At 67.0% G+C, this 22,835-nt stretch carries 17 protein-coding genes; 10 read left to right on the top strand and 7 right to left on the bottom strand.

What is annotated here, in order from left to right:
* Positions 1-38: 38 nt before the first annotated feature.
* Both APT59_RS17065 and ampD read left to right on the top strand, forming a co-directional pair.
* Positions 39-515, top strand: coding sequence for an FAD/FMN-containing dehydrogenase (locus tag APT59_RS17065; RefSeq protein WP_174523147.1), 477 nt, complete (start codon positions 39-41; stop codon positions 513-515).
* On the top strand, positions 515-1,075 hold the full coding sequence (ampD, locus tag APT59_RS17060; RefSeq protein WP_059315942.1) for a 1,6-anhydro-N-acetylmuramyl-L-alanine amidase AmpD: 561 nt from the start codon (positions 515-517) through the stop codon (positions 1,073-1,075). The genes APT59_RS17065 and ampD overlap by 1 nt, the downstream gene beginning before the upstream one ends.
* Here ampD and APT59_RS17055 read toward each other — a convergent pair.
* Together APT59_RS17055 and cra are read right to left on the bottom strand one after the other, a co-directional pair.
* Positions 1,072-1,869, bottom strand: coding sequence for a TatD family hydrolase (locus tag APT59_RS17055; RefSeq protein WP_059315941.1), 798 nt, complete (start codon positions 1,867-1,869; stop codon positions 1,072-1,074). The genes ampD and APT59_RS17055 overlap by 4 nt on opposite strands.
* Entirely contained in the window at positions 1,866-2,858 is a 993-nt protein-coding gene (cra, locus tag APT59_RS17050; protein ID WP_059315940.1) for a catabolite repressor/activator, read from the bottom strand. Before cra ends, APT59_RS17055 begins: the two co-directional genes overlap by 4 nt.
* A gap of 280 nt (positions 2,859-3,138) precedes the next feature.
* On the opposite strand from cra, the gene ptsP reads away from it, so the two are divergent.
* From ptsP to APT59_RS17030, 4 genes are all read left to right on the top strand, one after another.
* Positions 3,139-6,021: a phosphoenolpyruvate--protein phosphotransferase gene (gene ptsP / locus APT59_RS17045; protein WP_059315939.1), complete on the top strand. Its 2,883-nt coding sequence runs from the start codon at positions 3,139-3,141 to the stop codon at positions 6,019-6,021.
* Positions 6,018-6,986 carry a 1-phosphofructokinase gene (gene pfkB, locus APT59_RS17040; protein ID WP_059315938.1) on the top strand — a complete coding sequence of 323 codons (969 nt, stop codon included), beginning with the start codon at positions 6,018-6,020 and terminating at the stop codon, positions 6,984-6,986. Before ptsP ends, pfkB begins: the two co-directional genes overlap by 4 nt.
* A complete protein-coding gene (locus tag APT59_RS17035) occupies positions 6,983-8,740 on the top strand; it encodes a PTS fructose-like transporter subunit IIB (protein WP_059315937.1) in 1,758 nt (585 codons plus the stop codon). Before pfkB ends, APT59_RS17035 begins: the two co-directional genes overlap by 4 nt.
* A gap of 73 nt (positions 8,741-8,813) precedes the next feature.
* A complete protein-coding gene (locus APT59_RS17030; protein ID WP_059315936.1) occupies positions 8,814-10,169 on the top strand; it encodes a chloride channel protein in 1,356 nt (451 codons plus the stop codon).
* Positions 10,170-10,172: 3 nt separating this feature from the next.
* Here APT59_RS17030 and APT59_RS17025 read toward each other — a convergent pair whose 3' ends face one another.
* Complete coding sequence (locus APT59_RS17025; protein ID WP_059315935.1) at positions 10,173-10,919, bottom strand: SDR family oxidoreductase; 747 nt, start codon at positions 10,917-10,919, stop codon at positions 10,173-10,175.
* Positions 10,920-11,235: 316 nt separating this feature from the next.
* Here APT59_RS17025 and APT59_RS17020 point away from each other — a divergent pair, with 316 nt between their 5' ends.
* The 4 genes from APT59_RS17020 to APT59_RS17005 all read left to right on the top strand — a co-directional run bounded on the left by APT59_RS17020 (position 11,236) and on the right by APT59_RS17005 (position 18,145).
* Complete coding sequence (locus APT59_RS17020) at positions 11,236-13,677, top strand: glycogen/starch/alpha-glucan phosphorylase (RefSeq protein ID WP_059315934.1); 2,442 nt, start codon at positions 11,236-11,238, stop codon at positions 13,675-13,677.
* A 429-nt stretch (positions 13,678-14,106) separates the two neighbouring features.
* On the top strand, positions 14,107-16,203 hold the full coding sequence (gene glgX / locus APT59_RS17015) for a glycogen debranching protein GlgX (protein WP_059315933.1): 2,097 nt from the start codon (positions 14,107-14,109) through the stop codon (positions 16,201-16,203).
* A gap of 164 nt (positions 16,204-16,367) precedes the next feature.
* Entirely contained in the window at positions 16,368-17,378 is a 1,011-nt protein-coding gene (locus tag APT59_RS17010) for a class 1 fructose-bisphosphatase (protein WP_059315932.1), read from the top strand.
* A 161-nt stretch (positions 17,379-17,539) separates the two neighbouring features.
* Positions 17,540-18,145, top strand: coding sequence for a hypothetical protein (locus APT59_RS17005; protein WP_059315931.1), 606 nt, complete (start codon positions 17,540-17,542; stop codon positions 18,143-18,145).
* Between the two features lie 37 nt (positions 18,146-18,182).
* Here APT59_RS17005 and copD read toward each other — a convergent pair whose 3' ends face one another.
* The 4 genes from copD to APT59_RS16985 form a co-directional block, all read right to left on the bottom strand.
* Positions 18,183-19,079 carry a copper homeostasis membrane protein CopD gene (gene copD / locus APT59_RS17000; protein WP_059315930.1) on the bottom strand — a complete coding sequence of 299 codons (897 nt, stop codon included), beginning with the start codon at positions 19,077-19,079 and terminating at the stop codon, positions 18,183-18,185.
* Positions 19,080-19,081: 2 nt separating this feature from the next.
* Positions 19,082-19,453, bottom strand: coding sequence for a copper homeostasis periplasmic binding protein CopC (copC, locus tag APT59_RS16995; RefSeq protein WP_059315929.1), 372 nt, complete (start codon positions 19,451-19,453; stop codon positions 19,082-19,084).
* A 33-nt stretch (positions 19,454-19,486) separates the two neighbouring features.
* Positions 19,487-21,277, bottom strand: a complete 1,791-nt coding sequence (locus tag APT59_RS16990) for a SulP family inorganic anion transporter (RefSeq protein ID WP_059315928.1) — start codon at positions 21,275-21,277, stop codon at positions 19,487-19,489.
* 211 nt (positions 21,278-21,488) lie between these two features.
* Entirely contained in the window at positions 21,489-22,700 is a 1,212-nt protein-coding gene (locus APT59_RS16985) for an ammonium transporter (protein ID WP_059316934.1), read from the bottom strand.
* Positions 22,701-22,835 lie beyond the last annotated feature (135 nt).

Raw genomic sequence — 22,835 nt, 5'->3', positions numbered from 1 at the left:
GGATAGCGGCCCTGATAGATCGCTCAAGAGAAGATGCCATGCGCGCAAGAGTTCTGGCGTTGTTGCTGTCGTGTCTGTTGCTGCCGCTGTCCGCCCTGGCGCTCGAGCCGGGCGAACGTGTCTCGCCCTTCACCCTGCTCGACCAGCGGGATCAGCCCTATACCTTCGACGATCAGTTGCAGGTGTTGCTGGTCGCCCGCAGCATGAGCGGCTCCGGGCTGGTAAAGGAAGCCATGCGCGACCAGCCCGCGAACTATATCGACGGCACCCGGGTGGCCTATATCGCCGACATCAGCAGCATGCCGGCTGCCATTACCCGGATGTTCGCCGTGCCGGCCATGCGCAAGTACGGCTACCGGGTGCTGCTCGATCGCGAATCGCGCGTCGTGCCGCGCTTCCCAGGGGATGCCGACAAGGTGCTCTGGGTGACCCTCGATCATGGGCGCTTCGTCAGTCAGCGCGAATTCAGCGACGCCAATGCCCTGCGCGACGCGCTCAAGGCCAAGGCGCGCTGATGGACAGGGTGTTCGTCGATGGCTGGTATCGCGAGGCGCGACTCTGCCCTTCGCCCAACCATAACGAACGACCGCCCGGGACGGAGGTGTCCCTGCTGGTGATCCACAACATCAGCTTGCCGCCCGGGCAGTTCGGCACCGGTTGCGTCCAGGCCTTCTTCCAGAACTGCCTGGATCACTCGGCCCATCCCTTCTTCGCGGAAATCGCCGAGCTGAAGGTGGCTGCCCACTTTCTCATCGAGCGCGATGGGGTGGTGACCCAGTTCGTGTCCTGCGAACAGCGGGCCTGGCACGCTGGTGTGTCCTGCTTCGACGGTCGTGAGAACTGCAACGACTTTTCCCTCGGCATCGAATTGGAAGGCACCGATGAGCTGGCCTACACCGATGCTCAGTACCGTGCCCTGGGGCGGTTGACGAGGGCCTTGCAGCGAACCTATCCGGCGATCACCGCCGAGCGTATCCAGGGCCACAGCGACATCGCGCCGGGGCGCAAGACCGATCCGGGGCCAGCCTTCGACTGGCAGCGCCTGGAGGCCGAGTTGCAGCCTGGCGAGGATTAGGCCGGCGGGTCTGCCTCCCAGCCGAACACCGCGCAGGCATTGCGCGTAGTGGCGGCGGCCAGGGTCTCGGCAGAGACCTGCCACAGCGGCGCCAGGGCGGCGCAGATGGCTGGCAGATGGGTCGGACTGTTGCGCACGTCCGGGTGCATGGCCGGTGGCATATCGGGCGCGTCCGTTTCCAGCACGATGCCATCCAGTGGCAGCTGCGGCAGCACGCGCTGCAGCCGTCTGGCCTGGGGCCAGGTGGGGGCGCCACCCAGGCCGATCTTGAAACCCAGGCGCAGGTATTCACGGGCTTCTTCGTAGCTGCCGGAAAAGGCATGGGCAATGCCGGCGCGTGGCGGCTTGAGGCGTTTCAGAATCTTGACCACATCGGCATGGGCGCGGCGCACGTGTAGCAGCACCGGCAACTCCAGCTCCATGGCCAGGCGCACCTGCTGCTCGAAGAACCAGGCCTGGCGCGGCTTGTCCGGCGTCTCGATGAAATAGTCCAGACCGATCTCGCCGATTGCGCAGAGGCGGGGATCTGGCCGATGGTCCAGGCAGAAGGTCCTGAGCGCCTCGATATCGGCCTCCTGATGGCGGTGCAGGTATAGCGGATGCAGGCCTGGGGCCGCATAGAGGCCGTCATGGGCTGTTGCAACCCTCCAGAGTTGCGGCCACTGGCTGCGCTCGACACCGATCAGTACCTGGCGCACCACGCCGATTCGCGCGCATTCGGCCAGCAGCGCGGGCCGCTCGGCGTCGAAGCCCGGGTAGTCCAGGTGGTTGTGGGTGTCGATCAGCAGGCTCATGACAGGCGGCGTTTGAGAACCCTTGGAATGGCTTGGACACCGGGCAGGTAGTGGTCGTTTTCCAGGGCGTCCAGCATCAGCTCCAGGGCCCGCTCGGTGATGACCTCGTGTTGCTGGGAGATGGCGTTGACCTTGAACGGCAGGTAGTCGAGCAACTGGGTGTCGCCAAAGGTCGCCAGGCGCAAGGTGTTGCCCTCGGCCAGCGGATGATCGCGCAGCACGTCCAGCACACCTTGCAGCAGCACATAGGAGGTGGCCAGCAGGGCGTCGGGCCAGTGGCCGAGTTCCTCGATCATCGCCTGGGCCTGAGCGCGGCCGCCGTCGCGGCTGTAGTGAGGGGCATGACGCTCCCAGTGGCGCGCCGGGTGATCGGCAAGGGCGGCGGCGAAACCGGCGGCGCGCTCGCGGCTGATGACCAGGTCCGGGCGGGCGCCGATCAGGGCGATGCTGTGGGTGTCCGGGGTCAGCAAGGTGGCCGCCAGCTGGCGGCCGGCGGTGTGGTCGTCGCTGACCACCGAGCAGAACTGCGCGGGATCGAGCTGGCGATCGATGGCGATGATCGGGATGTTGTGTTCCTGCAGCTGTCGGTAGGGCGCGTCGTCCTCGGCCAGGCTACTGGCGGTGAACAGGCCATCGCAGCGACGGGCGCGAAACAGCGCGATGAGCTGGCGTTCGCTGTCGGGATTGTCGTCGGTGCAGGCGATCAGCAACTGATAGCCACGCGCTCGCGCACGTCGCTCCAGCTGTTTGGCCAGACGGGCGTAGCTTGGGTTTTCCAGGTCGGGCAGCAGAAAGCCCAGGGTGTGGGTCGCCCCGCGGCGCAGGCCGGCAGCGCGTTGATCAGGCTGATAGCCGTGGGCCTCGACCACGGCCATGACTCGCGCCACGGTCGCGGCGCTGATGCGCCTTTGCGCTGCCTTGCCATTGATGACATAGCTGGCGGTGGTAAGGGATACGCCGGCCAATTGGGCGATGTCGCTGAGTTTCACGCCTGTTCCTCATCGGACCTGAATCGCCTGTGCTGTACGCCATGAACGAGACGGTCTTTATTGTGTGTTGTGCTTCAAGGATCGGCGATTATCGAGTAACGTTCCAGTCCCATTGGGTGAAACGTTTCAGCTTTCTGTTGTCCGAGGGCTGGCACGAATCTGCCAAGGGCCCTGCCACGCCTCTCCCGACGCGATTGCAGGGCTGAGCGAGCCGGCAAGCATCTATTACAAGAAAGGCACGGCGCCAGGATCGGGCGCGCGGCGCCGGAGGTATCCTTCCATGTTCGAACTCAATGCCCAGCATATCCGCATGGCCCAGCAGGCGCCGGACAAGGCGACCGCCCTGGCCATGCTCGCCGAGTCCCTGGTGACCGATGGCCTGGTCGCCCCGGGTTATCTCGAGGGGCTCAAGGCCCGCGAGGCCCAGGGCTCCACCTACCTCGGCCAGGGTATCGCCATTCCCCACGGTACGCCTCAGACCCGCGACCAGGTGCATGTCACCGGCGTACGGATGATGCAGTTTCCGCACGGGGTGGACTGGGGCGACGGTCAATTGACCTACCTCGCCATCGCCATCGCCGCCAAGTCGGACGAGCACCTGCGCATCCTGCAGCTGCTGACCCGCGCCCTGGGCGAAAGCGAGCTGCAGCAGGCCTTGCGCGATGCCCGCGAGCCCCAGCAGATCCTCGATCTGTTGCAGGGCGCGCCCCAGGCGCTGGCGCTGGACGAAGAACTGGTGCAGCTGGCCATCGACGCCGAGGACCTGGAAGACCTGGCCTGGCAGGGCGCGCGCATGCTCAAGCACATGGAATGCGTAGGCGCCGGTTTCGCCGGTGCGTTGCAGGCCAGCCAGCCGCTGCCCCTGGGCGATGGCCTCTGGTGGCTGAACAGCGAAACCGCCGTGAAGCGTCCCGGCCTGGCGTTCGTCACCCCGCTCCAGACCCTGCAGCTCGAAGACCAGCCGGTGCGTGGCCTGTTCTGCCTGGCCAGCCTCGGCGAGGGCCATCGCGCGCTGCTCGAACGTCTCTGCGATCTGCTCGTCGCCGGCCGTGGTCAGGAACTGGCCCAGGCCACCTCGCGTCGTGCCGTGCTCCAGGCCCTGGGGGGCGAAGTGGCCCCCGACTGGCCCAGCGCCCAGGTGGTGCTGGCCAACGCCCATGGCCTGCATGCCCGTCCGGCCAAGGAGCTGGCGCGTCTGGCCAAGGCCTATGACGGCGAGATCCGCGTGCGCGTCGACGCGGGCGCCCCGGTTTCGGCCAAGAGCCTGTCGCGCCTGCTGGCCCTGGGTGCTCGGCGCGGCCAGACCCTGGAATTCCTGGTCGAACCCGGTACCCCAGCCGAAGCCGCGCTCAACGATCTGATCGGCGCGGTGCAGGCTGGTCTTGGCGAAGAGGTCGAGCCGGTCACCGCCAGCGCCCCGGCAACGGCCGCTGCCGCCCGGGTCACCGCCATCAGCCTGGTGGACCCCTCCGAACAACTGCCGCTGGCCCCGGGCGATCACGCCCAGGCGGTGGCCGCCGCACCGGGTCTGGCCGTGGGGCCAGCCCATGTGGTGGCGCCCCAGCAATTCGACTATCCCGCCACCGGGGAAGGCGCCGCCGCCGAACGGCAGCGGCTGGATACCGCCCTGGCCGTGGTGCGCACCGATATTGAAGCGCTTATCGCGCGCAGCGAGGCCAGTGCCCTGCGCGAGATCTTCCTGACCCACCTGGAGATGCTGGAAGACCCGGACCTGCAGCAGGGCATCACGGCCCGGCTCAAGGCTAACGCCAGCGCCGCGGCTGCCTGGGATGCCCAGATCGAAGCGGCGGCCAGCCAGCAGGAGGCCTTGCACGATCGGCTGCTCGCCGAACGCGCCGCCGATCTGCGCGACGTTGGTCGCCGGGTGCTGGCCCAGCTGTGTGGCGTCGAATCCGCCCGCGAACCCGAAGAACCCTATGTGCTGGTGATGGACGAGGTTGGCCCGGGCGATGTCGCCCGACTGGATCGCGAGCGCGTCTGCGGCATCCTCACCGCCCGCGGCGGCGCCAGCTCCCACAGCGCCATCGTCGCCCGCGCCCTGGGCATTCCGGCCATCGTCGGTGCCGGTCGCCGCGTGCTGGATCTGGCGCCACGCAGCGTGCTGCTGCTGGATGGCGACAAGGGCACCCTGGAAATCGCCCCGGATGCCAGTCGTATCGAAGCCGTGCAGCGTGAGCGCGAGGTCCAGGCCGAGCGCCGTCGCGCCGCCGAGGCCCGCCGTTTCGAAAGCGCCACCACCCGCGACGGCCATCAGGTCGAGATCGCCGTGAACCTGGGCGATACCGCCCAGGCCGCCGCCGCGGTGGAGCAGGGCGCCGAAGCCGTCGGCCTGCTGCGCACCGAGCTGGTGTTCATGAGCCATGACGCTGCGCCCGATGAGGCGACCCAGGAGCAGGAATACCGCCGCGCGCTGGATGGTCTCGCCGGCAAGCCGCTGGTGGTGCGTACCCTGGACGTCGGCGGCGACAAGCCGCTGCCCTATCTGCCGTTGCCGCCGGAAGAGAATCCCTTCCTCGGCATCCGCGGCATCCGCCTGACCTTGCGCCGCCCGGAACTGCTGGAAACCCAGCTGCGCGCCCTGCTCAAGGCCGCCGATGGCCGGCCGCTGCGGATCATGTTCCCCATGATCGGGCGGGTGGAGGAGTGGCGCCAGGCGCGCGACGTGCTCGACCGCCTGCGCCAGGAGATCCCTACCACCGATCTGCAGGTCGGCATCATGATCGAGGTGCCCTCGGCCGCGCTGCTGGCGCCGGTGCTGGCTCCGGAAGTGGACTTCTTCAGCGTCGGTACCAATGACCTGACGCAATACACCCTGGCCATCGATCGCGGCCACCCGCTGCTGTCCGGCGAGGCCGATGGCCTGCACCCCAGCGTGCTGCGCCTGATCGACATGACGGTGCGCGCCGCCCATGCCCACGGCAAGTGGGTGGGCGTCTGCGGCGAGCTGGCGGCTGATCCCCTGGCGGTGCCGGTCCTGGTCGGCCTGGGCGTGGACGAGCTGTCGGTCTCGGCGCGTAGTGTGCCGCTGGTCAAGGCCCGGGTGCGCGAACTGGAACTGCGCCTGGTGCAGTCCTGCGCTGCGCGAGCCCTGGAGCTGGCCACCGCCGACGAAGTCCGGCAAAGCGTGGAGGCCCTGCGATGAGCCGCATCCTCACCCTGACCCTCAACCCGGCGCTGGACCTCACCGTGCAGTTGCCGGCGCTCAAGCCTGGCGCGGTGAATCGCAGCGAGGCGGTGATCGTCCATGCCGCCGGCAAGGGCATCAACGTCGCCCAGGTGCTGGCCGATCTCGGCCACGAACTGACGGTGAGCGGCTTTCTCGGTGCCGACAACGCCGGCGCCTTCGAGGCCCTGTTCGCCCGTCGCGGTTTCACCGACGCCTTTGTCCGGGTGCCCGGCGAGACCCGCAGCAACCTCAAGCTGGCCGAGGCCGCTGGCCGCATCACCGACATCAACGGGCCTGGCCCTGAGGTGTCCGCCGCCGCCCAGCAGGAATTGCTGGAAACCCTGGATCGCCTGGCCCCCGGCCATGACGCCGTGGTGGTGGCGGGCAGCCTGCCGCGCGGGGTGACCCCCGAGTGGCTGGCCGCCCTGGTCGGGCGCCTCAAGTCGCTGGGCCTGCCGGTGGCGCTGGATACCAGTGGCGCCGCCTTGCGTGCCGCCCTGGCCGCCGGCCCCTGGCTGATCAAGCCCAATACCGAAGAGCTGGCCGAAGCCTGTGGTGCCCCGGCCGAGACCGCTACCGAGCAGGCGCTGCTGGTCGAACAGCTGCGCGCCCTGGGCATCGAGCACCTGGTGATCTCCCAGGGCGCCGACGGCGTGCGCTGGTATGGCGCCCAGACCCTGGAGGCGCAGCCGCCAACCGTCACCGTGGCCAGCACCGTTGGCGCAGGGGATTCCCTGCTGGCCGGCATGCTGCACGGCCTGCTCACCGGCCAGTCGCCCGAACGCACCCTGACCACGGCCACCGCCATCGCGGCCCTGGCGGTCACCCAGATCGGCTTCGGCATTAACGATCCCGCGCAACTCGCCATCTTTGAAGAGCAGGTGCAGGTGCGTGTCCTTCCCGACTTTCCGTTAGAACAAGAATCAGGGGTAACCCCATGAACATCGCTATCGTCACGACCTGCCCGACCGGCATGGTCACCAGCGTGCTCAGCGCACGTCTGCTGGACGCCGCCGCCCAGCGCCGCGGCTGGACCACCAGTGTCGAGATCCATGACGGCCCCGAGGCCACCCTGCTGACCGACGACCAGGTGGCCCGCGCCGAACTGGTGGTGGTGGTCCACACCGGCGCAGTCGATCTGTCGCGCTTCGTCGGCAAGCGCGTCTACCGCGCCGCCCCGGCAGAGGCCCTGCGCGACGTCGATGCCTTCTTGCAACGTGCCACCAGCGAAGCCAAGGTGCTGGAGCAGGCACCGACCGCCACTGGCGCTGCGCCTAGCGCGTCGGCCACTGCCAGCGAGACGCCACGGCTGGTGGCCATCACCGCCTGCCCGACCGGGGTCGCCCATACCTTCATGGCCGCCGAGGCGCTGCAGAACGCGGCGAAGAAGCTTGGTTATCGCCTGCATCTGGAAACCCAGGGCTCGGTGGGGGCGCGCAATCCGCTGCCGGCCGAGGCCATCCGCGAGGCCGACGTGGTGCTGCTGGCCACCGACATCGAGGTCAACGTCGAGCGCTTCGCCGGCAAGCGCGTCTATCGCTGTGGGACTGGTGTGGCGCTCAAGCAACCCGAGGCGACCATCAAGAAGGCCCTGGCCGAAGGCGAGACCCTGGCCGGCAGCGCCGCGCCGGCAGCGGGCGAGGGCGCCAAGCCCGCGAAGAAAGAGAGTGCGGGTGTCTACAAGCACCTGCTCACCGGGGTGTCCTACATGTTACCGATGGTGGTGGCGGGCGGTCTGCTGATCGCGCTGTCCTTCGTCTTCGGCATCGAGGCCTTCAAGGAGCAGGGCACCCTGGCGGCGGCCCTGATGCAGATCGGTGGCGACTCGGCCTTCAAGCTGATGGTACCGGTACTGGCCGGTTACATCGCCTATTCCATCGCCGACCGCCCGGGACTTGCACCCGGCATGATCGGCGGCTGGTTGGCGGCCAGTCTGGGCAGCGGCTTCATTGGCGGCATCATCGCCGGCTTCCTGGCCGGCTACGTGGCCAAGGCCATCGCCCAGCACGTTCGCCTGCCCGCCAGCGTCGAGGCGCTCAAGCCGATCCTGATCATCCCGCTTTTCGCCAGCCTCATCGTCGGCCTGGTGATGATCTATCTGGTCGGCACCCCGGTGGCCGGCGCCCTGAGTCGTCTCACCGACTTCCTCAACAACCTGGGCACCAGCAACGCCGTGCTGCTCGGCCTAATCCTCGGCGCCATGATGTGCATCGACTTCGGTGGCCCGATCAACAAGGCGGCCTATGCCTTCACCGTCGGCCTGCTGGCGTCCAAGACCTACGGGCCGATGGCCGCCACCATGGCTGCCGGCATGGTGCCGCCCATCGGCATGGGCATCGCCACCCTGCTGGCGCGGCACAAGTTCGCCCAGAGCGAGCGCGAGGCGGGCAAGGCGGCCTCGGTGCTGGGCCTGTGCTTCATCTCCGAAGGTGCGATTCCTTTCGCCGCCAAGGACCCACTGCGGGTGATCCCGGCCAGCGTGATCGGCGGGGCCCTTACCGGTGCCCTGGTGATGCTGTTCAACTGCAAGCTGATGGCGCCGCACGGCGGCCTCTTCGTGCTGCTGATCCCCAATGCCATCAGCCATGCCTGGCTGTACCTGGGCGCCATCGCCGCCGGCAGTCTGGTTACCGGCGTCATCTACGCGGTGCTCAAGCGTCACGAAGCGGCAACGGAGCTGGTGCCCGCCGCCTGATCCAGGCGCTGGCAATACCGCGGTAACAAGAGGTTACACTGGGAGGCTTCCGCCTCCTGGTGTCCTCGTCTCCATGTCCGATCCCGTCTTTCCCGATACCGATCCCGAAGTCGCCGCCCGGCGTCGGTTGCATCTGCTGCGCCATCGCCGACGGCGTCGGCTGCGCCAGTGGCGCCAGCGCATCGCCTTCTGGGTCGGCGCGGTGCTGGTGGGTCTGGCCGGTCTGGCCTTCGCCTGGTTGGCCGATGCCTCCTTCGGCCTCTTTCAAAAGATGCTGCAGCACAGTGCGATCTGGCCCTGGTTGGTGACACCCCTGGGTTTTGCGCTGCTAGTCTGGCTGACGCAAGGCGCGCTGCGCGATGCCCGCGGCAGCGGCATTCCTCAGGTCATCGCCACCCTCGAACGACCCGAAGCGGACCTGCGTGCGCGCCTGCTGGCGCCGCCCATCGCCCTCGCCAAGCTGCTGCTTACCGCCGGTGCCCTGCTGGTGGGCGGCTCGGTGGGGCGTGAAGGGCCCACCGTGCATGTCGGCGCGGCCCTGCTCTATGGCTTCGGCAAGCGTCTCGGGTTGCATGGGCGCAGAACCCTGTCCGGACTGATCCTCGCCGGCGGCGCCGCCGGAATCGCCGCGGCCTTCAACACGCCCCTGGGCGGGGTGGTCTTCGCCATCGAGGAGCTGACTCACACCTTCGAGCAGCGTTTCAGCGGCCTGGTGCTCACCGCCGTACTGCTCGGCGGCATCGTCACCCTGGGTATCGTCGGCCCCTACAGCTACCTCGGCGCCCTGGATCTGCGCCTGACCTGGGGCCTGGGCTGGATCGGGGTAGCCGTCATCGGGGTCGTCGGTGGACTGCTGGGTGGCTGCTACGGTCGCCTGGTGCTGCCCACCGACCAGGGCTGGCTCGGTCGCCTCAACGCCCTGCGTGGTCGACGCCCGGTCGCCTTCGCCGCAGGCTGCGGGCTGGTGTTGGCGGCCCTGGGGCTGATCTCCGGTCAGCATGTGTTCGGTACCGGCTATGCCGAGACCCATGCCATCCTGGCCGGCGAGCCGGTGACCGGGGGCGACTTCCTGCTGTGGAAATTCCTCGCCAACGTCGTTTCCTATCTGGCCGGGGTGCCGGGTGGCCTGTTCTCGCCCTCGCTAGCGGTCGGTGCGGCCCTGGGGCCCTGGCTGGTCGACTGGCTGCCCGGTATCAGCCTGGCGCAATGCGCCCTGCTGGGGGTGGCCGCCTATCTCGCCGGCGTCACCCGCACGCCGCTGACCGCCACCGTCATCACCCTGGAGCTGGCCCATAGCCCGGACATGGCGTTGCCGGTGCTGGCGGCTTGCCTGCTGGCCGCTGCCGTTTCCGGCTGGCTGATGCCGGTGCCGCTCTACCATGCGCTGTCGCAGCAGGTGCTCAATGCCCTCACGCCCCGGCGGAACTAGGCCCTAGCGCCCGCCACCGATGTCCAGCAGCGCGCCGGTGGTGTAGGAGGCCTCGTCCGACAGCATCCAGAGGATGCCGGCCGCGATCTCTTCGGCCTCACCCGCGCGGCCCAGCGGAGTAGTCACGCCCAGGCGCTCGGCGCGTCCCGGCTGGCCGCCACTGGCGTGGATGTCGGTGAGGGTGACGCCCGGTCGTACGGCATTGACGCGCACCCCGTGGGGCCCGAGTTCCTTGGCCAGGCCGAGGGTCAGGGTATCCAGCGCCGCCTTGCTGGCGGCGTAGTCGACATATTCGTTGGGCGAGCCCAGGCGCGCGGCGATGGACGACACGTTGACGATGGCGCCGCCGCGGCCGCCCCGTTCGCGGGACAGGTGGCGGGCCGCCTCGCGGGCGCAGAGAAAGGCGCCGTAGACGTTGACCTCGAACATCCGTCGCAAGCGCTCGGCGCTCATCTCCACCAGCGGCTGCGAGCGGTCGACGATGCCGGCGTTGTTGACGAAGCCGTCCAGCCCGCCGAAGCGCGCCACTGTGCGCTCGAAAAGCGCCACCACCTCGGCTTCATCGGCGACGTCTGCACGCAAGGCCAACCCTTCCGCACCCTGGGCTTCGATCTCGGCCAGGGTGGCCTGGGCCGCGGCCTCATCCTGACGATAGTTGAAGGCGACATTCCAGCCGCGGGCGGCGGCGCCAATGGCCGTGGCACGGCCGATACCGCGACTCGCACCGGTGATGAGCAGGGTCTTGCGCATGATGGAAACCTCGGTCTAGAGAGAGAAGAGGGGTAACGTCTAACCGTCTGATGGGTCGAAAAAAGCTTGGACGTCCCCTTCGTTTCGCCTAAAAGTAAGGCGAACGGCACGCGCCGCATTATCCGCGGCCACTTCGCGATCTGATTCCCAGGCTTGTCTGAAAAGTCACCGAGTGAAGGTGAGGCAAAACAAAAATCAGCGAAGAAGCGCAGTTTACGAGCGGTAAATGAGCATTCTGAGTTGATTTTTAACGCAGCATCACCGATGCGCAGGTACTTTTCAGACAAAGCTCAAGCGCTTGCAGAGGTCAATCCTGATGACAAGACCCCGCTTCATCTCGCCCAACGAAGTTTCCGCGCTCCGTACCAACATCCTCTCCAAGCTTACCTACGCCGTCGGCAAGGACCCCGACAACGCCCTCGACCACGACTGGTTCCAGGCCACCGCCCTGGCGGCCCGCGACTACATCGTCGATCGCTGGATGAGTCGAACCCGCGACGCCTATCGCACCGGTCAGAAACGGGTCTACTACCTCTCCCTGGAATTCCTCATCGGTCGGTTGCTGATCGACAGCCTGTCTAACCTCGGCATCCTCGAAGAGACCCGCCGCGCCCTGGCCGACCTGGGTGTCGACCTGGAGCGTATCCGCGGGCTGGAGCCGGACGCCGCCCTGGGCAACGGTGGCCTCGGTCGCCTGGCCGCCTGTTTCATGGAGAGCATGGCCACCCTGGGCATCGCCAGCCATGGCTACGGCATTCGCTACGAGCACGGCCTGTTCCGCCAGGTGATCGCCGATGGCTTCCAGCTGGAGCAACCGGAAAACTGGCTGGATTTCGGCAACCCCTGGGAATTCGAACGCGCCGAGGTGGTGTACGAGATCGGCTTTGGCGGCCATGTCGCCCCCTATGGCGAAGGCGATCCGCGGCGCCAGGTGTGGACGCCCGGCGAGCGCATCCGTGCGGTGGCCTATGACACCCCGGTGATCGGCTGGGGCGGGGAGGGCGCCAATACCCTGCGCCTGTGGCGTGCGCGGCCGCTGGAGATCCTCCACCTGGAAACCTTCAACGCCGGCGACCACGTCGGCGCCGTGGCCAACGAGGCCCGCGCCGAGAGCATCTCGCGGGTGCTCTATCCCGCCGACAGCAGCGAAGCCGGCCAGGAGCTGCGCCTGCGCCAGGAGTACTTCTTCGTCGCCGCCTCCCTCGCCGACCTGACCCGCCGTCATCTCAAGCAGCACAACGACCTGCTCAGCCTGCCCGAGCACGTGTCCATCCAGCTCAACGACACCCACCCGGCTATTGCCGTGGCCGAGCTGATGCGGCTGCTGGTGGACGTCCACGGCATTCCCTGGGACGCCGCCTGGAGCACCACCGTCGGCACCCTCAGCTACACCAACCACACCCTGCTGCCCGAGGCGTTGGAGACCTGGCCGGTGCAGCTGATGGAGCGTCTGCTGCCGCGGCACATGCAGATCATCTACCTGATCAACGCCCAGTTCCTTGACTCCCTGCGCGCCCGCGGCGAGACCGATGGCGCCATGATCTCCTATGTCTCCCTGATCGACGAAAGCCAGGGCCGCCGGATACGCATGGGCAATCTGGCCTTCCTCGGCTCCCACAGCATCAACGGCGTGTCCGGGCTGCATACCGATCTGATGCGCAAGACGGTTTTCCGCTCCTTGCACCGGCTCTATCCAGATCGCATCAACAACAAGACCAACGGCATCACCTTCCGCCGCTGGCTGCACCAGGCCAATCCGGCGCTCACCGACCTCCTGGTGGATACCCTCGGTCAGGGCGTGCTGCACGATCCCGAAAAGACCCTGCCGCACCTCAAGCCCTATGCCAACGACAGCAACTTCCGCGAGCGTTTCGCCCTGCAGCGCCAGCGCAACAAGGACACCTTCGTCGGTCTGGTGAAGCAGCGGATGGAAATCGATCTCGATCCCGGCGCGCTGTTCGACGTCCAGATCAAGCGTATCCACGAGTACAAGCGGCAGCTGATGAATCTGCTGCAGACCATTGCCCTCTACCAGGCCATCCGCGACAACCCCAATGGCGACTGGACGCCGCGGGTGAAGATCTTCGCCGGCAAGGCTGCGGCCAGCTATCACCAGGCCAAGCTGATCATCAAGCTGGCCAACGACGTGGCCAAGGTGGTCAACAACGATCCCCTGACCCGCGACTTGCTCAAGGTGGTCTTCCTGCCCAACTACAACGTCAGCCTCGCCGAGGTCATCATCCCGGCGGCGGATCTGTCCGAGCAGATTTCCACTGCCGGCATGGAGGCCTCGGGCACCAGCAACATGAAGTTCGGCCTCAATGGCGCCCTCACCATCGGCACCCTGGACGGCGCCAACGTGGAGATGTGCGAGCTAATCGGTGAGGAGCACATGTTCATCTTCGGCCTCAAGGCGGCCGAGGTGGAAGAGCGCCAGCGCAGTGGTGGCATCTCCTCGGACATCATCGAGAATTCGCCCCGGCTTGCCCAGGTACTGGCCGGGCTGCGCGCCGGGCAGTTCTCGCCCGAGGAGCCGGCGCGCTACAACAGCCTGCTGGACGTCCTGACCTGGCACGATCGCTTCTTGGTCTGCGCCGACTTCGACGCCTACTGGGATGCCCAACGCCAGGTCGAAACCCGCTGGCAGCAGCCGGACAAGTGGTGGCAATCGGCGGTGATCAACACCGCCAGCATGGGCTGGTTCTCGTCGGACCGTACCATCCGCGAATACGCCACGGAGATCTGGAGGGCGTTGTAGCCGAGTACGTTTCGCGGCCATGGCGGCGATAGACCGTAGGTTGGGTTGAGACGGCTCCATCGTCGAAGCCCAACATTGCCGGTCCCCGAGGCCACGTTGGGCTTCGCTGTGCTCAACCCAACCTACGTTGGCTGTAGGTTGGGTTGAGACGACTCTATCGTCGAAGCCCAACATTGCCGGTCCCCGAGGCCACGTTGGGCTTCGCTGTGCTCAACCCAACCTACGTTGGCTGTAGGTTGGGTTGAGACGACTCTATCGTCGAAGCCCAACATTGCCAGCTCCGAGGTGATGTTGGGCTTCGCTACGCTCAACCCAACCTACGGGGGCCGGCCATGGCCGCGATCAACTACCCCCAGTTGAGAACCCCCGCCTTCCACGACGTCTACATCCTTGCAGCCTCCGCCTCGCAAGCGTTCATCTGGAGCCCCCATGCCCCGTACCTTCACCCGCCTCGAAGCGGGCAATCCAGCCCATTACGGTGCCACCGTCGTCGACGGCGGGATCAACTTCGCCGTCTGGTCCCCTGCCGCCGAAGCCGTCGAACTCTGCCTCTACGATGCCAAGGGTGAGGCCGAGACCCAGCGCCTGGCCTTTCGCGAACATGAGGGCGGCGTCTGGCATGGTTTTCTACCTGGCGCCAAGCCAGGCCTGAGGTACGGCTTGCGCGCCCAGGGCGCCTATCGGCCCCAGGATGGGCTCAGATTCAATGCCCAAAAATTGCTGGTGGATCCCTGGGCCCTGGCGGTGGACCGGCCGTTCCAGCTGCACCCCAGTACCTATGGCTTCCACCCCGAAGACCCCAACCGCCCGGACGAGCGCGACAGCGGCGCCCATGTCCCCAAGGCCATCGTCCTGCCTTCGCTCGACGCCCTGACGCCCGCACCCAAGCGTCGCGACGCCGGACTGATCTACGAGCTGCACGTCCGCGGCCAGACCAAATTGCATCCAAAGGTCCCAGCCCGCCAGCGCGGCACCCTGGCGGCGTTGCGGCATCCTGCGCTGATCGAGCATTGGCAGCGTCTCGGCGTCACCACCCTGGAACTGCTGCCCATCGCCGCCTGGGCCGACGACCGCCATCTGCCGGCCCTAGGGCTGGCCAACTACTGGGGCTACAACCCGGTGGTCATGGCCGCCGTCGATCCTCGCCTGGCCGGGCGCGATGCCCTGGGCGAATTGCGCGAGACCGTGGCCACCCTGCAGGCGGCCGGCTTCGAGGTGCTGCTCGACGTGGTCTTCAACCACACCGGCGAAGGCGACGAACTGGGCCCGACCTTCAACCTCCGTGGCCTGGACAACGCCGGCTACTACCGCCTGCAGCCAGACGATCCGGCGCGCTACATCAACGACATGGGTTGCGGCAACTGCCTGGCACTCTACAGCCCGCCAGCGCTGCGCCTGACCCTGGACAGCCTGCGCCACTGGGTCACCGCCGCCGGCGTCGACGGCTTCCGCTTCGACTTGGCGCCGGCGCTGGGTCGCCTGGAAAGCGGTTTCGATCGTGACGCACCACTGCTCCAGGCGCTGGCCCAGGATCCGGTCCTGCGCCAGGTGCGGTTGGTGGCCGAGCCCTGGGACATCGGCCCCGGTGGTCATCAGGTCGGTGCTTTCCGCGCGCCCTGGCAGGAGTGGAACGACGCCTTTCGTGATGACGTCCGCCGCTTCTGGCGCGGCGACGAAGGCCTGCGTGGTGCCCTGGCGACCCGCCTGGCTGGCAGTGCCGATCTGTTCGGCACGGGCGATCGCCCGCTGCGCACCAGCGTCAGCTTCATCACCGCCCACGACGGTTTCACGCTCGCCGACCTGGTCAGCTACGCCGAAAAGCACAACGACGCCAACGGCGAAGACAATCGCGACGGCACCACCGACAACAAGAGCTGGAACAACGGCGCGGAGGGCTCGAGCGACGATCCCGCCATCCAAGAGGCCCGTGCCGCCGATCAGCGCGCCCTGCTGGCGACCCTGATCCTCGCCGGGGGTGAACCCATGCTCACCGCTGGCGACGAATTCGGTCGTACCCAGCAGGGCAACAACAACGCCTACGTGCAGGACAACGAACTGTCCTGGCTGGATTGGCGGCAGGCCGCCAGCCCCGCCGGGCAACGGCAGAGCGCCTTCGTCGGCCGCCTCATGGCGCTACGCCAGGAATTGCCGGCCTTGCAGGCACAGCGGCTGCTGGGCCGCCCCGATTCCCGTGGTTGGGTGAGGATCGAATGGCTCGATGCCGATGGCGTGTCGATGGATGACGGTCGCTGGCAAGCCGGGGGCCGCTTGCCGCTTGCGCTCACCCTGGAATCCCTCGATGGCGAGGATCAGCCCGAGGCGGCGCGAATCTGGCTGGCCTTCCAGCCACGTCGGGAGGAGATCGAGCTGCGTCTGCCCCAGTCACGTGACGGACATCACTGGGTGATACAGCTGGACAGCCGTCGGCCTGAACTGGAACCGGACTCGGCAGTCTATCCCAGCGCCGAAAACCTCCGTGTTGGCCGAGGCGTACTGCTGGCCGTGGAGACCCCGGACGCGCCCTAGGCGCCCGTTCCCGGTCGGCCGTCAGCGCTGATCGCTTTCTCACCTGGTCGAGGAAGCGGCAAATCGGCACTGGCTGGCAGACCCGGCCTGTCGGTCCGCTCTGCTTGAGACGGAGCTTGAGCTTTGGCGCTACACTCGCGCCCATCATTACAAGGAGCACCGCGATGTCCCGGATATCCCTCAGTCGTTACCTCATCGAGCAGACCCGCAGCCACAAGACCCCGGCCGACCTGCGCTTCCTCATCGAAGTCGTGGCACGGGCGTGCAAGCGCATCAGCTACGAGGTGTCCAAGGGGGCGCTGGGTGGCGTGCTCGGCAGCATGGGCACCGAGAACGTCCAGGGCGAGGTGCAGAAGAAGCTGGACGTGCTGTCCAACGAGATTCTGCTGGAAGCCAACGAGTGGGGTGGCACCTTGGCCGGCATGGCCTCCGAGGAAATGGACCAGGTTCACCAGATCCCCGGTCACTACCCCAAGGGCGCCTACCTGCTGATGTTCGACCCGCTGGACGGCTCGTCCAACATCGACGTCAACGTCTCCGTCGGCACCATCTTCTCCATCCTGCGCAAGGACTTCGTCAGCAGCACCACCGGTGATGTGACCGAAGAAGCCTTCATGCAGAAGGGTACCGAGCAGGTCGCTGCCGGCTACGCCATCTACGGTCCCCAGACCATGCTGGTGCTGACCCTAGGCGACGGCGTCAAGGGCTTCACCCTGGATCGCGAGCTGGGCAGCTTCGTCCTGACCCACGAAGACATCACCATTCCCGAGTCCACCGCCGAATTCGCCATCAACATGTCCAACCAGCGTCACTGGGAAGCCCCGGTCAAGCGCTACGTGGACGAGCTGCTGGCTGGCAAGGAAGGCCCCCTGGGCAAGAACTACAACATGCGCTGGATCGCCTCCATGGTGGCCGACGTCCATCGCATCCTTACCCGCGGCGGCATCTTCATGTACCCCCGCGATGCCCGTGAGCCGGAGAAGCCCGGCAAGCTGCGCCTGATGTACGAGGCCAACCCCATGTCCATGCTGGTCGAGCAGGCCGGTGGTGCCGCCACCAACGGTCACCAGCGCATCCTCGACGTCCAGCCCGACGGCCTGCACCAGCGCGTGGCCGTGTTCATGGGCTCCAAGGAAGAAGTCCAGCGCGTGACCGAGTACCACCGTCAGCGTTGATCCCTCCTGCCGGGCCGCCTGCAACGGGCGGTCCGGTTCGCTTGTCGCCTCACCCGTTCAGCTCCGATTCAGTCCCCTTAATCCGCTGCTAATCCGCGTCCGCCAAAGATGGCCGCACAGCCGGTCGGGCTGTATTCGAATCGTGTGAGGATCTTTTCACCATGAACGCCTTGAAATCCCGTGTCGTCCTCTTCGGCCTGCTGGCCCTGGCCAGCCACCAGGTTTTTGCCGCCGATACCCAGAATTTCGCCGGCCTCACCTATGGCAAGAGCTACGACAACTTCAGCAACAGCCACGCCCTCGATGGCAACCTGAACAGCCCTGACACCGATGGCGCCATCGATGGCAGCAACACCTGGGGGCTGCGCGTCGGTCAGCAGAACGCTGCCGGTCGCTACTACGCCACCCTCGACCAGGCGAGCGGCAGCAGCGATGGCCTGGGGCTGAAGCAGCAGGATCTCACGGGGAGCTACGATGCCTTCTGCCCCCTGGGCAGCAGTACCAAGCTGTTCGGCGGTGGCACCCTGGGCGTCGCCCGGGTCACCCAGGACGGTTCCAGTTTTGGACACGAGAGCGACACCGGCTATGTGGCCGGCGTCCAGGCGGGCATTCTGCAGCAGGTCAATGAGCGCACCTCCCTGGAAGCCGGCTACCGCTATCTGCGCAGCAACGCCAAGCCGGACATCGACCAGGATGGCGCGAAGCTCGGTTCCAGCCGGCTCGACAGCAGCAAGGAAATCTATGTGGGTATGAACGTCTATTTCTAAAGCGCCGCCGGGGCGACAGCGGTCGTCCCGGTCTTCTTCAGCCGTAGGGGTCCAGGCCCGAGAAGGTCGCCACCAGCGCCACGGCGACCACGCCCAGAATGATCTCCGCGGCGGTGGCCCGGCGCAACAGCGTCAAGGCAGGCGCCTGCCGCCTCAGGCGGGGTACCAGCAGATAACGATTGGCCAGGGCCAGGGCAACCATCGCCGCAACCACCAGCACCTTGCCAAGCAGCAGGCCGGAGTAGGGCGTCAGCTGCAGCAGCCCATCCGGGCCCAGGATCAACAGGCTGTTGAAGACACCGCTGAGCAGCGCCAGCGCCACGCTGATCTGACCGGGCAGGGAGTAGCTGCGCAGCAGCTGCTGAACGTCATCGCGCAGGGCGCTCGGCGGTTGCTGCAGACACAGCAGCACCCCGGGCAGACTGCCTAACCAGAGACCCGTGGTCAGCAGATGCAGCGCCTGATTCAGCTGATGCACTCCGCCAAGCCAGCCGGCCGTCGCGGCGGCATGGCCACCCAGGGCCAGACTAGCCAGCAGCAGGCCACTGAATCCCCACAGCCAGCGGCTGCCGCGGACCCATGGCCCCACTAGCAGCCACAGAGACAGCAACAAGCCCAGAGGCAGTTGCCAGCGCCAGCCGTGGCCGGCCGCCGTGCCCAGGTAGAGTTGCCACAAGGGCAGGTTGAAGGCATCTCCCCAGCCATCACCCACCAGCGCCGCCTGCAAGGGCAGCTGACTCAGTACCCCGAGGAGCAACAGCGCCCCCAGCAGACGGGCGCTGGCTCGCGCGCGTTCCAACAGCCAGGTGCGCAGTCCAGGGCGACCGAGCCAGAGCGCCAGCGCCAAATAGCCCCAGGCCAGCAGCAGCGGCAACAGGAAGATGGCACGGGCGAGCGGACGCCAGGCGTCGGGCGTTGCCAGTCCGCCATCCATCGTTACTGGACGGTGAAGCGGTAGTCGCCCTGGGTCTTGTGCCCATCCTTGGCCAGTACGCGCCATTTCACCTGATAGCGGCCCGGCGCCAGCGGCGCCTCCAGCGGAACGTCCAGGGTGCGTTCGTCGCGGCCGGAAATGACCTTGCCCGTGGTGATGGCCGTGCTGGCCTGACCATCCAGACGTTGCAGCTGCACCTGGCTCAGGGACGCCTCGATGCCTTCGGAAAAGCTCAGGCTCAACTGTTTCGGCGCCTGGCTGGTGCTGTCGGGTGCAGGCTCGGCGGTCTTGAGGTGACCATGGGCCAGGGTCAGCCCCGGCAGCAGCAGGCAGGTCAGAGCGAGGCGACGAGCGTGACGCATGACAGCGGTCATGGAGATCTCCAGCGGCAGAAGGAAACCGCCAGCTTAGCAGTCCGTCCGGGCGGCGTCCGCGCCTGGAGCCTGTTCCGCGGCACGCGCCGCGCACTCGACGAAGGTCCGTGCGGTGCAGGTCCGGCAGACCTCCGGATCCAGGCGTGGATAGATGCTGCGCAAGGCCTGATCCTTGGACGAGAAGACATGGCCTTCGCCCAGCTCCTTGAGAAAGCCGGTCTTGGCGAACAGCTGCAGCACTGGGGTACGAGGGCGGTGGAAATAGAGATCGCCGCCCAGGGCCCGGCGCTCCCGCCACTCGCGGCGCCACAGGTCGTTACCGGCCAGGTCGATGAAGTTCATGCTCTTGGTCATGAACAGGGCATGTTTCTGCCCGGGTTGGGCGCTGCGAAAGCCGTCCAGCTGATCCCCGACATGGGGCACGGCGCCAAAGAACACCGAGCCCTCCACCCGCACCAGCTTGAGTTGCGGACACTCCTGCGCCGGCTGGCCCAGTTCGTCCAGCGGGGTGAAACGGCGCTCGGGCGTGCGTGGATCCGGTACCAGAGGACGAATGGCCGGATGCGAAGTGCGATAGAGATAGGCCACCAGGGATACCAGGGTGCCCAGCAGCACGGCCCGGTCCAGGGCAATGGTCAGGGTCGCCAGAAAGGTCACTCCCGCGACCAAGGCCTCGGTGCGGCTGACCCTCAGAACCTCGCGCCAGCGCCCCAGATCCAGCAGGCCGCGCGCCACCAGTAGCAGGGTAGCGGCGATGGCTGCCAGGGGAATGGCGGCGATCAAGGCACCCCCGAACGCCACCAGCGCCACCACCAGCAGGGCAGCGAACACCGCCGCCAGTGGGGTGCGGGCGCCGGCTTCGAAATTGGGCATGGAGCGGTTCAGCGAGCCGCAGGAGACATAGGCCGAAAAGCAGCCGCCCACCAGGTTGGCCAACCCCTGGCCACGGAATTCGCGATTGACGTCCAGCCGCTGCCCGGAGCGCTGGGCCACCGCTTTGGCGATCGACAGCGACTGCCCCAGTGCCACCAGCGTCAGGGCCACGGCGATCCCGGAAAGATTGCCCAGGTCCTGCAGGGTGACGTTGGGCAGATGGAAGGGCGGCAGCGCCGAAGGAATGCGGCCGACCGTGGCGATCTCCTGGGCCGCACCCGGCACGCTGCGCTCCAGCACCCAGGCGCTCAGGCAGCCGGCCAGCAGGCCCAGCAGCATGGTCGGCCAGCGCGGGCGCAGCCGGCGCAGCAGCAGGGTGGCGACCAGGGTCACCACACCGATCACCAGTGAGGGCCAATGGATCGCCAGGGGATGAGCGAGTACGTAACCGAGCACGCCGAAAGCCGAGGTGCCCAGCGGCGGCGACAGCCCGAACAGGTCCTTGAGCGAATAGAGCCCGATGAGCACGGCGGCACCACTCATGAAACCGAGCAGCACCGAGGGTGAGATGAAGTTGGCCACCGCGCCGAGCCGCAGGGCGCCCACGGTCAATTGCAGCAGACCGACCAGCAGGGTCACCGCGAGGGCAAGATCGATATAGGGGCCAGAGCCGGCTAGCGCCAGTGGCGACAGCGCCGCCAGCAGGGCCAGGGAGTTGGCATTGGTTGGCCCGGTCACCACATGGCGACTGGAGCCCGCCAGGGCAGCGACGATGCAGGGCACCACAGCGCCATAGACGCCATATTGCGGTGGCAGTCCGGCCAGGGTGGCAAAGGCGACGCCCTGGGGCAGTGCCAGGACCGCCCCCAGCAGACCCGCACCCAGATCCGCCTTCAGGGTGGTGCGGTCCACCTCACGGAGCCAGGGCAGCAGGGTCGAAAGGGCGGGCATGGAACGCTCCTGGGAGAAGGGTCGCCCACTCTACCGATTCCGGTTGCCAGTGGGCTACCTGAGTCCCGCCGTCTCTGGTTGCCCCCACGACATCGGTAGCGTGTTCATTTCTTCACCAGTCGCCGCCAGCCCGGTCTCTGTGGCGTTCTCGTGACTTCATGCACGGGTTATCCACATCACTGTACACGGTCCCTGTGGGTAACCTGAGCGACTAGCCGTCGTGGCTGTTGGCGGCGATCCGATGGATCGACAGGTCGGCGCCCTGGTATTCCTCTTCCTGACTCAGGCGCAGCCCCAGCACGGCCTTGAGCAGCCCGTACACCGCCAGGCCACCGAGCAGGGCAACGGCGATACCCAGTGCGGTGCCGGCCAGCTGCGCCAGCAGGCTCACACCGCCCAGACCTCCAAGCGCGGTCTGGCCGAACAGGCCGCAGGCGATGCCGCCCCAGGCACCGCAGAGGCCGTGGAGCGGCCAGACCCCCAGGACGTCGTCCAGCTTCCAGCGTGTCTGCACTGCGGTAAAGGCCCAGACGAACAGGGCTCCCGCGACCAAGCCGGTCCCCAGCGCGGCGATGGGGTGCATCAGATCGGAACCGGCACAGATGGCGACCAGCCCGGCCAGAGGGCCGTTGTGCAGGAAGCCAGGGTCATTGCGTCCCAGCAGCAGGGCGGCAGCCGTCCCGCCGACCATGGCCATCAGCGAGTTCAGCGCCACCAGACCGCTGACGCCCGCCAGGCTCTGGGCGCTCATCACGTTGAAGCCGAACCAGCCGACGATCAGGATCCAGGAACCCAGCGCCAGGAAGGGAATGTTCGAGGGCGGAAAGGCCACCAGTCGGCCTTCGCGATAGCGGCCCTGGCGCGGGCCCAGCAACATCACCGCGGCCAGCGCCAGCCAGCCACCCACCGCATGCACCACCACGGAGCCGGCGAAGTCATGGAAACGTGCGCCGAACAGGCTCTCGAAGTGGTCTTGCAGCCCCAGGTTGTTGTTCCACATCAGGCCCTCGAAGCAGGGATAGACGAAGGCCACGATCAGCGCGGTGGCGCACAGCTGTGGTACGAAGCGCGCCCGCTCGGCGATGCCGCCGGAAATGATCGCCGGAATGGCCGCGGCGAAGGTCGCCAGGAAAAAGAACTTCACCAGTCCATAGCCACTGTCGGCGGTCAGCACCTGGGCCGGAGCGAAGAAGGTCACGCCATAGGCGATCCAGTAGCCGACGAAGAAGTACACCAGGGTGGAAATGGCGAAGTCGGCGAGGATCTTGGACAGGGCATTCACCTGGTTCTTGTGCCGCACGGTACCGGCTTCGAGAAAGGCGAAGCCGGCGTGCATGGCCAGCACCATCACGGCGCCGAGCAGGAGGAAGAGGGTATTGGCACTGTGGACCAGGGTCGCCACGGCAGAAGGCAATTCGTTCATCAGGGCAGTCGTCTGAAAGGGTTGCACCAAAAACATGCCTGGCGGCTGCTTGGTGCGCGCTTTTGGGGCGCGCAACAGCTCTCGGCAGGTTCAGTCTTGCCGCCAGGCGAAACGCAACGTGGATTTGACGCAGGG

This window comes from Pseudomonas oryzihabitans, from assembly GCF_001518815.1.
Classification (GTDB): domain Bacteria; phylum Pseudomonadota; class Gammaproteobacteria; order Pseudomonadales; family Pseudomonadaceae; genus Chryseomonas; species Chryseomonas oryzihabitans_E.
This window is presented reverse-complemented; position numbering and strand designations above follow the sequence as displayed.

Bases quoted from the DNA above. Each gene is read 5' to 3' on its own strand.
- APT59_RS17035 (WP_059315937.1), top strand. From the start codon at position 6,983: ATGAACATCGCTATCGTCACGACCTGCCCGACCGGCATGGTCACCAGC.
- APT59_RS17065 (WP_174523147.1), top strand. From the start codon at position 39: ATGCGCGCAAGAGTTCTGGCGTTGTTGCTGTCGTGTCTGTTGCTGCCG.
- APT59_RS17030 (WP_059315936.1), top strand. From the start codon at position 8,814: ATGTCCGATCCCGTCTTTCCCGATACCGATCCCGAAGTCGCCGCCCGG.
- APT59_RS17025 (WP_059315935.1), bottom strand. From the start codon at position 10,919: ATGCGCAAGACCCTGCTCATCACCGGTGCGAGTCGCGGTATCGGCCGT.
- APT59_RS17010 (WP_059315932.1), top strand. From the start codon at position 16,368: ATGTCCCGGATATCCCTCAGTCGTTACCTCATCGAGCAGACCCGCAGC.
- copC (WP_059315929.1), bottom strand. From the start codon at position 19,453: ATGACCGCTGTCATGCGTCACGCTCGTCGCCTCGCTCTGACCTGCCTG.
- ampD (WP_059315942.1), top strand. From the start codon at position 515: ATGGACAGGGTGTTCGTCGATGGCTGGTATCGCGAGGCGCGACTCTGC.
- APT59_RS17055 (WP_059315941.1), bottom strand. From the start codon at position 1,869: ATGAGCCTGCTGATCGACACCCACAACCACCTGGACTACCCGGGCTTC.
- APT59_RS16985 (WP_059316934.1), bottom strand. From the start codon at position 22,700: ATGAACGAATTGCCTTCTGCCGTGGCGACCCTGGTCCACAGTGCCAAT.
- pfkB (WP_059315938.1), top strand. From the start codon at position 6,018: ATGAGCCGCATCCTCACCCTGACCCTCAACCCGGCGCTGGACCTCACC.
- copD (WP_059315930.1), bottom strand. From the start codon at position 19,079: ATGGATGGCGGACTGGCAACGCCCGACGCCTGGCGTCCGCTCGCCCGT.
- APT59_RS16990 (WP_059315928.1), bottom strand. From the start codon at position 21,277: ATGCCCGCCCTTTCGACCCTGCTGCCCTGGCTCCGTGAGGTGGACCGC.
- APT59_RS17020 (WP_059315934.1), top strand. From the start codon at position 11,236: ATGACAAGACCCCGCTTCATCTCGCCCAACGAAGTTTCCGCGCTCCGT.
- glgX (WP_059315933.1), top strand. From the start codon at position 14,107: ATGCCCCGTACCTTCACCCGCCTCGAAGCGGGCAATCCAGCCCATTAC.
- APT59_RS17005 (WP_059315931.1), top strand. From the start codon at position 17,540: ATGAACGCCTTGAAATCCCGTGTCGTCCTCTTCGGCCTGCTGGCCCTG.
- ptsP (WP_059315939.1), top strand. From the start codon at position 3,139: ATGTTCGAACTCAATGCCCAGCATATCCGCATGGCCCAGCAGGCGCCG.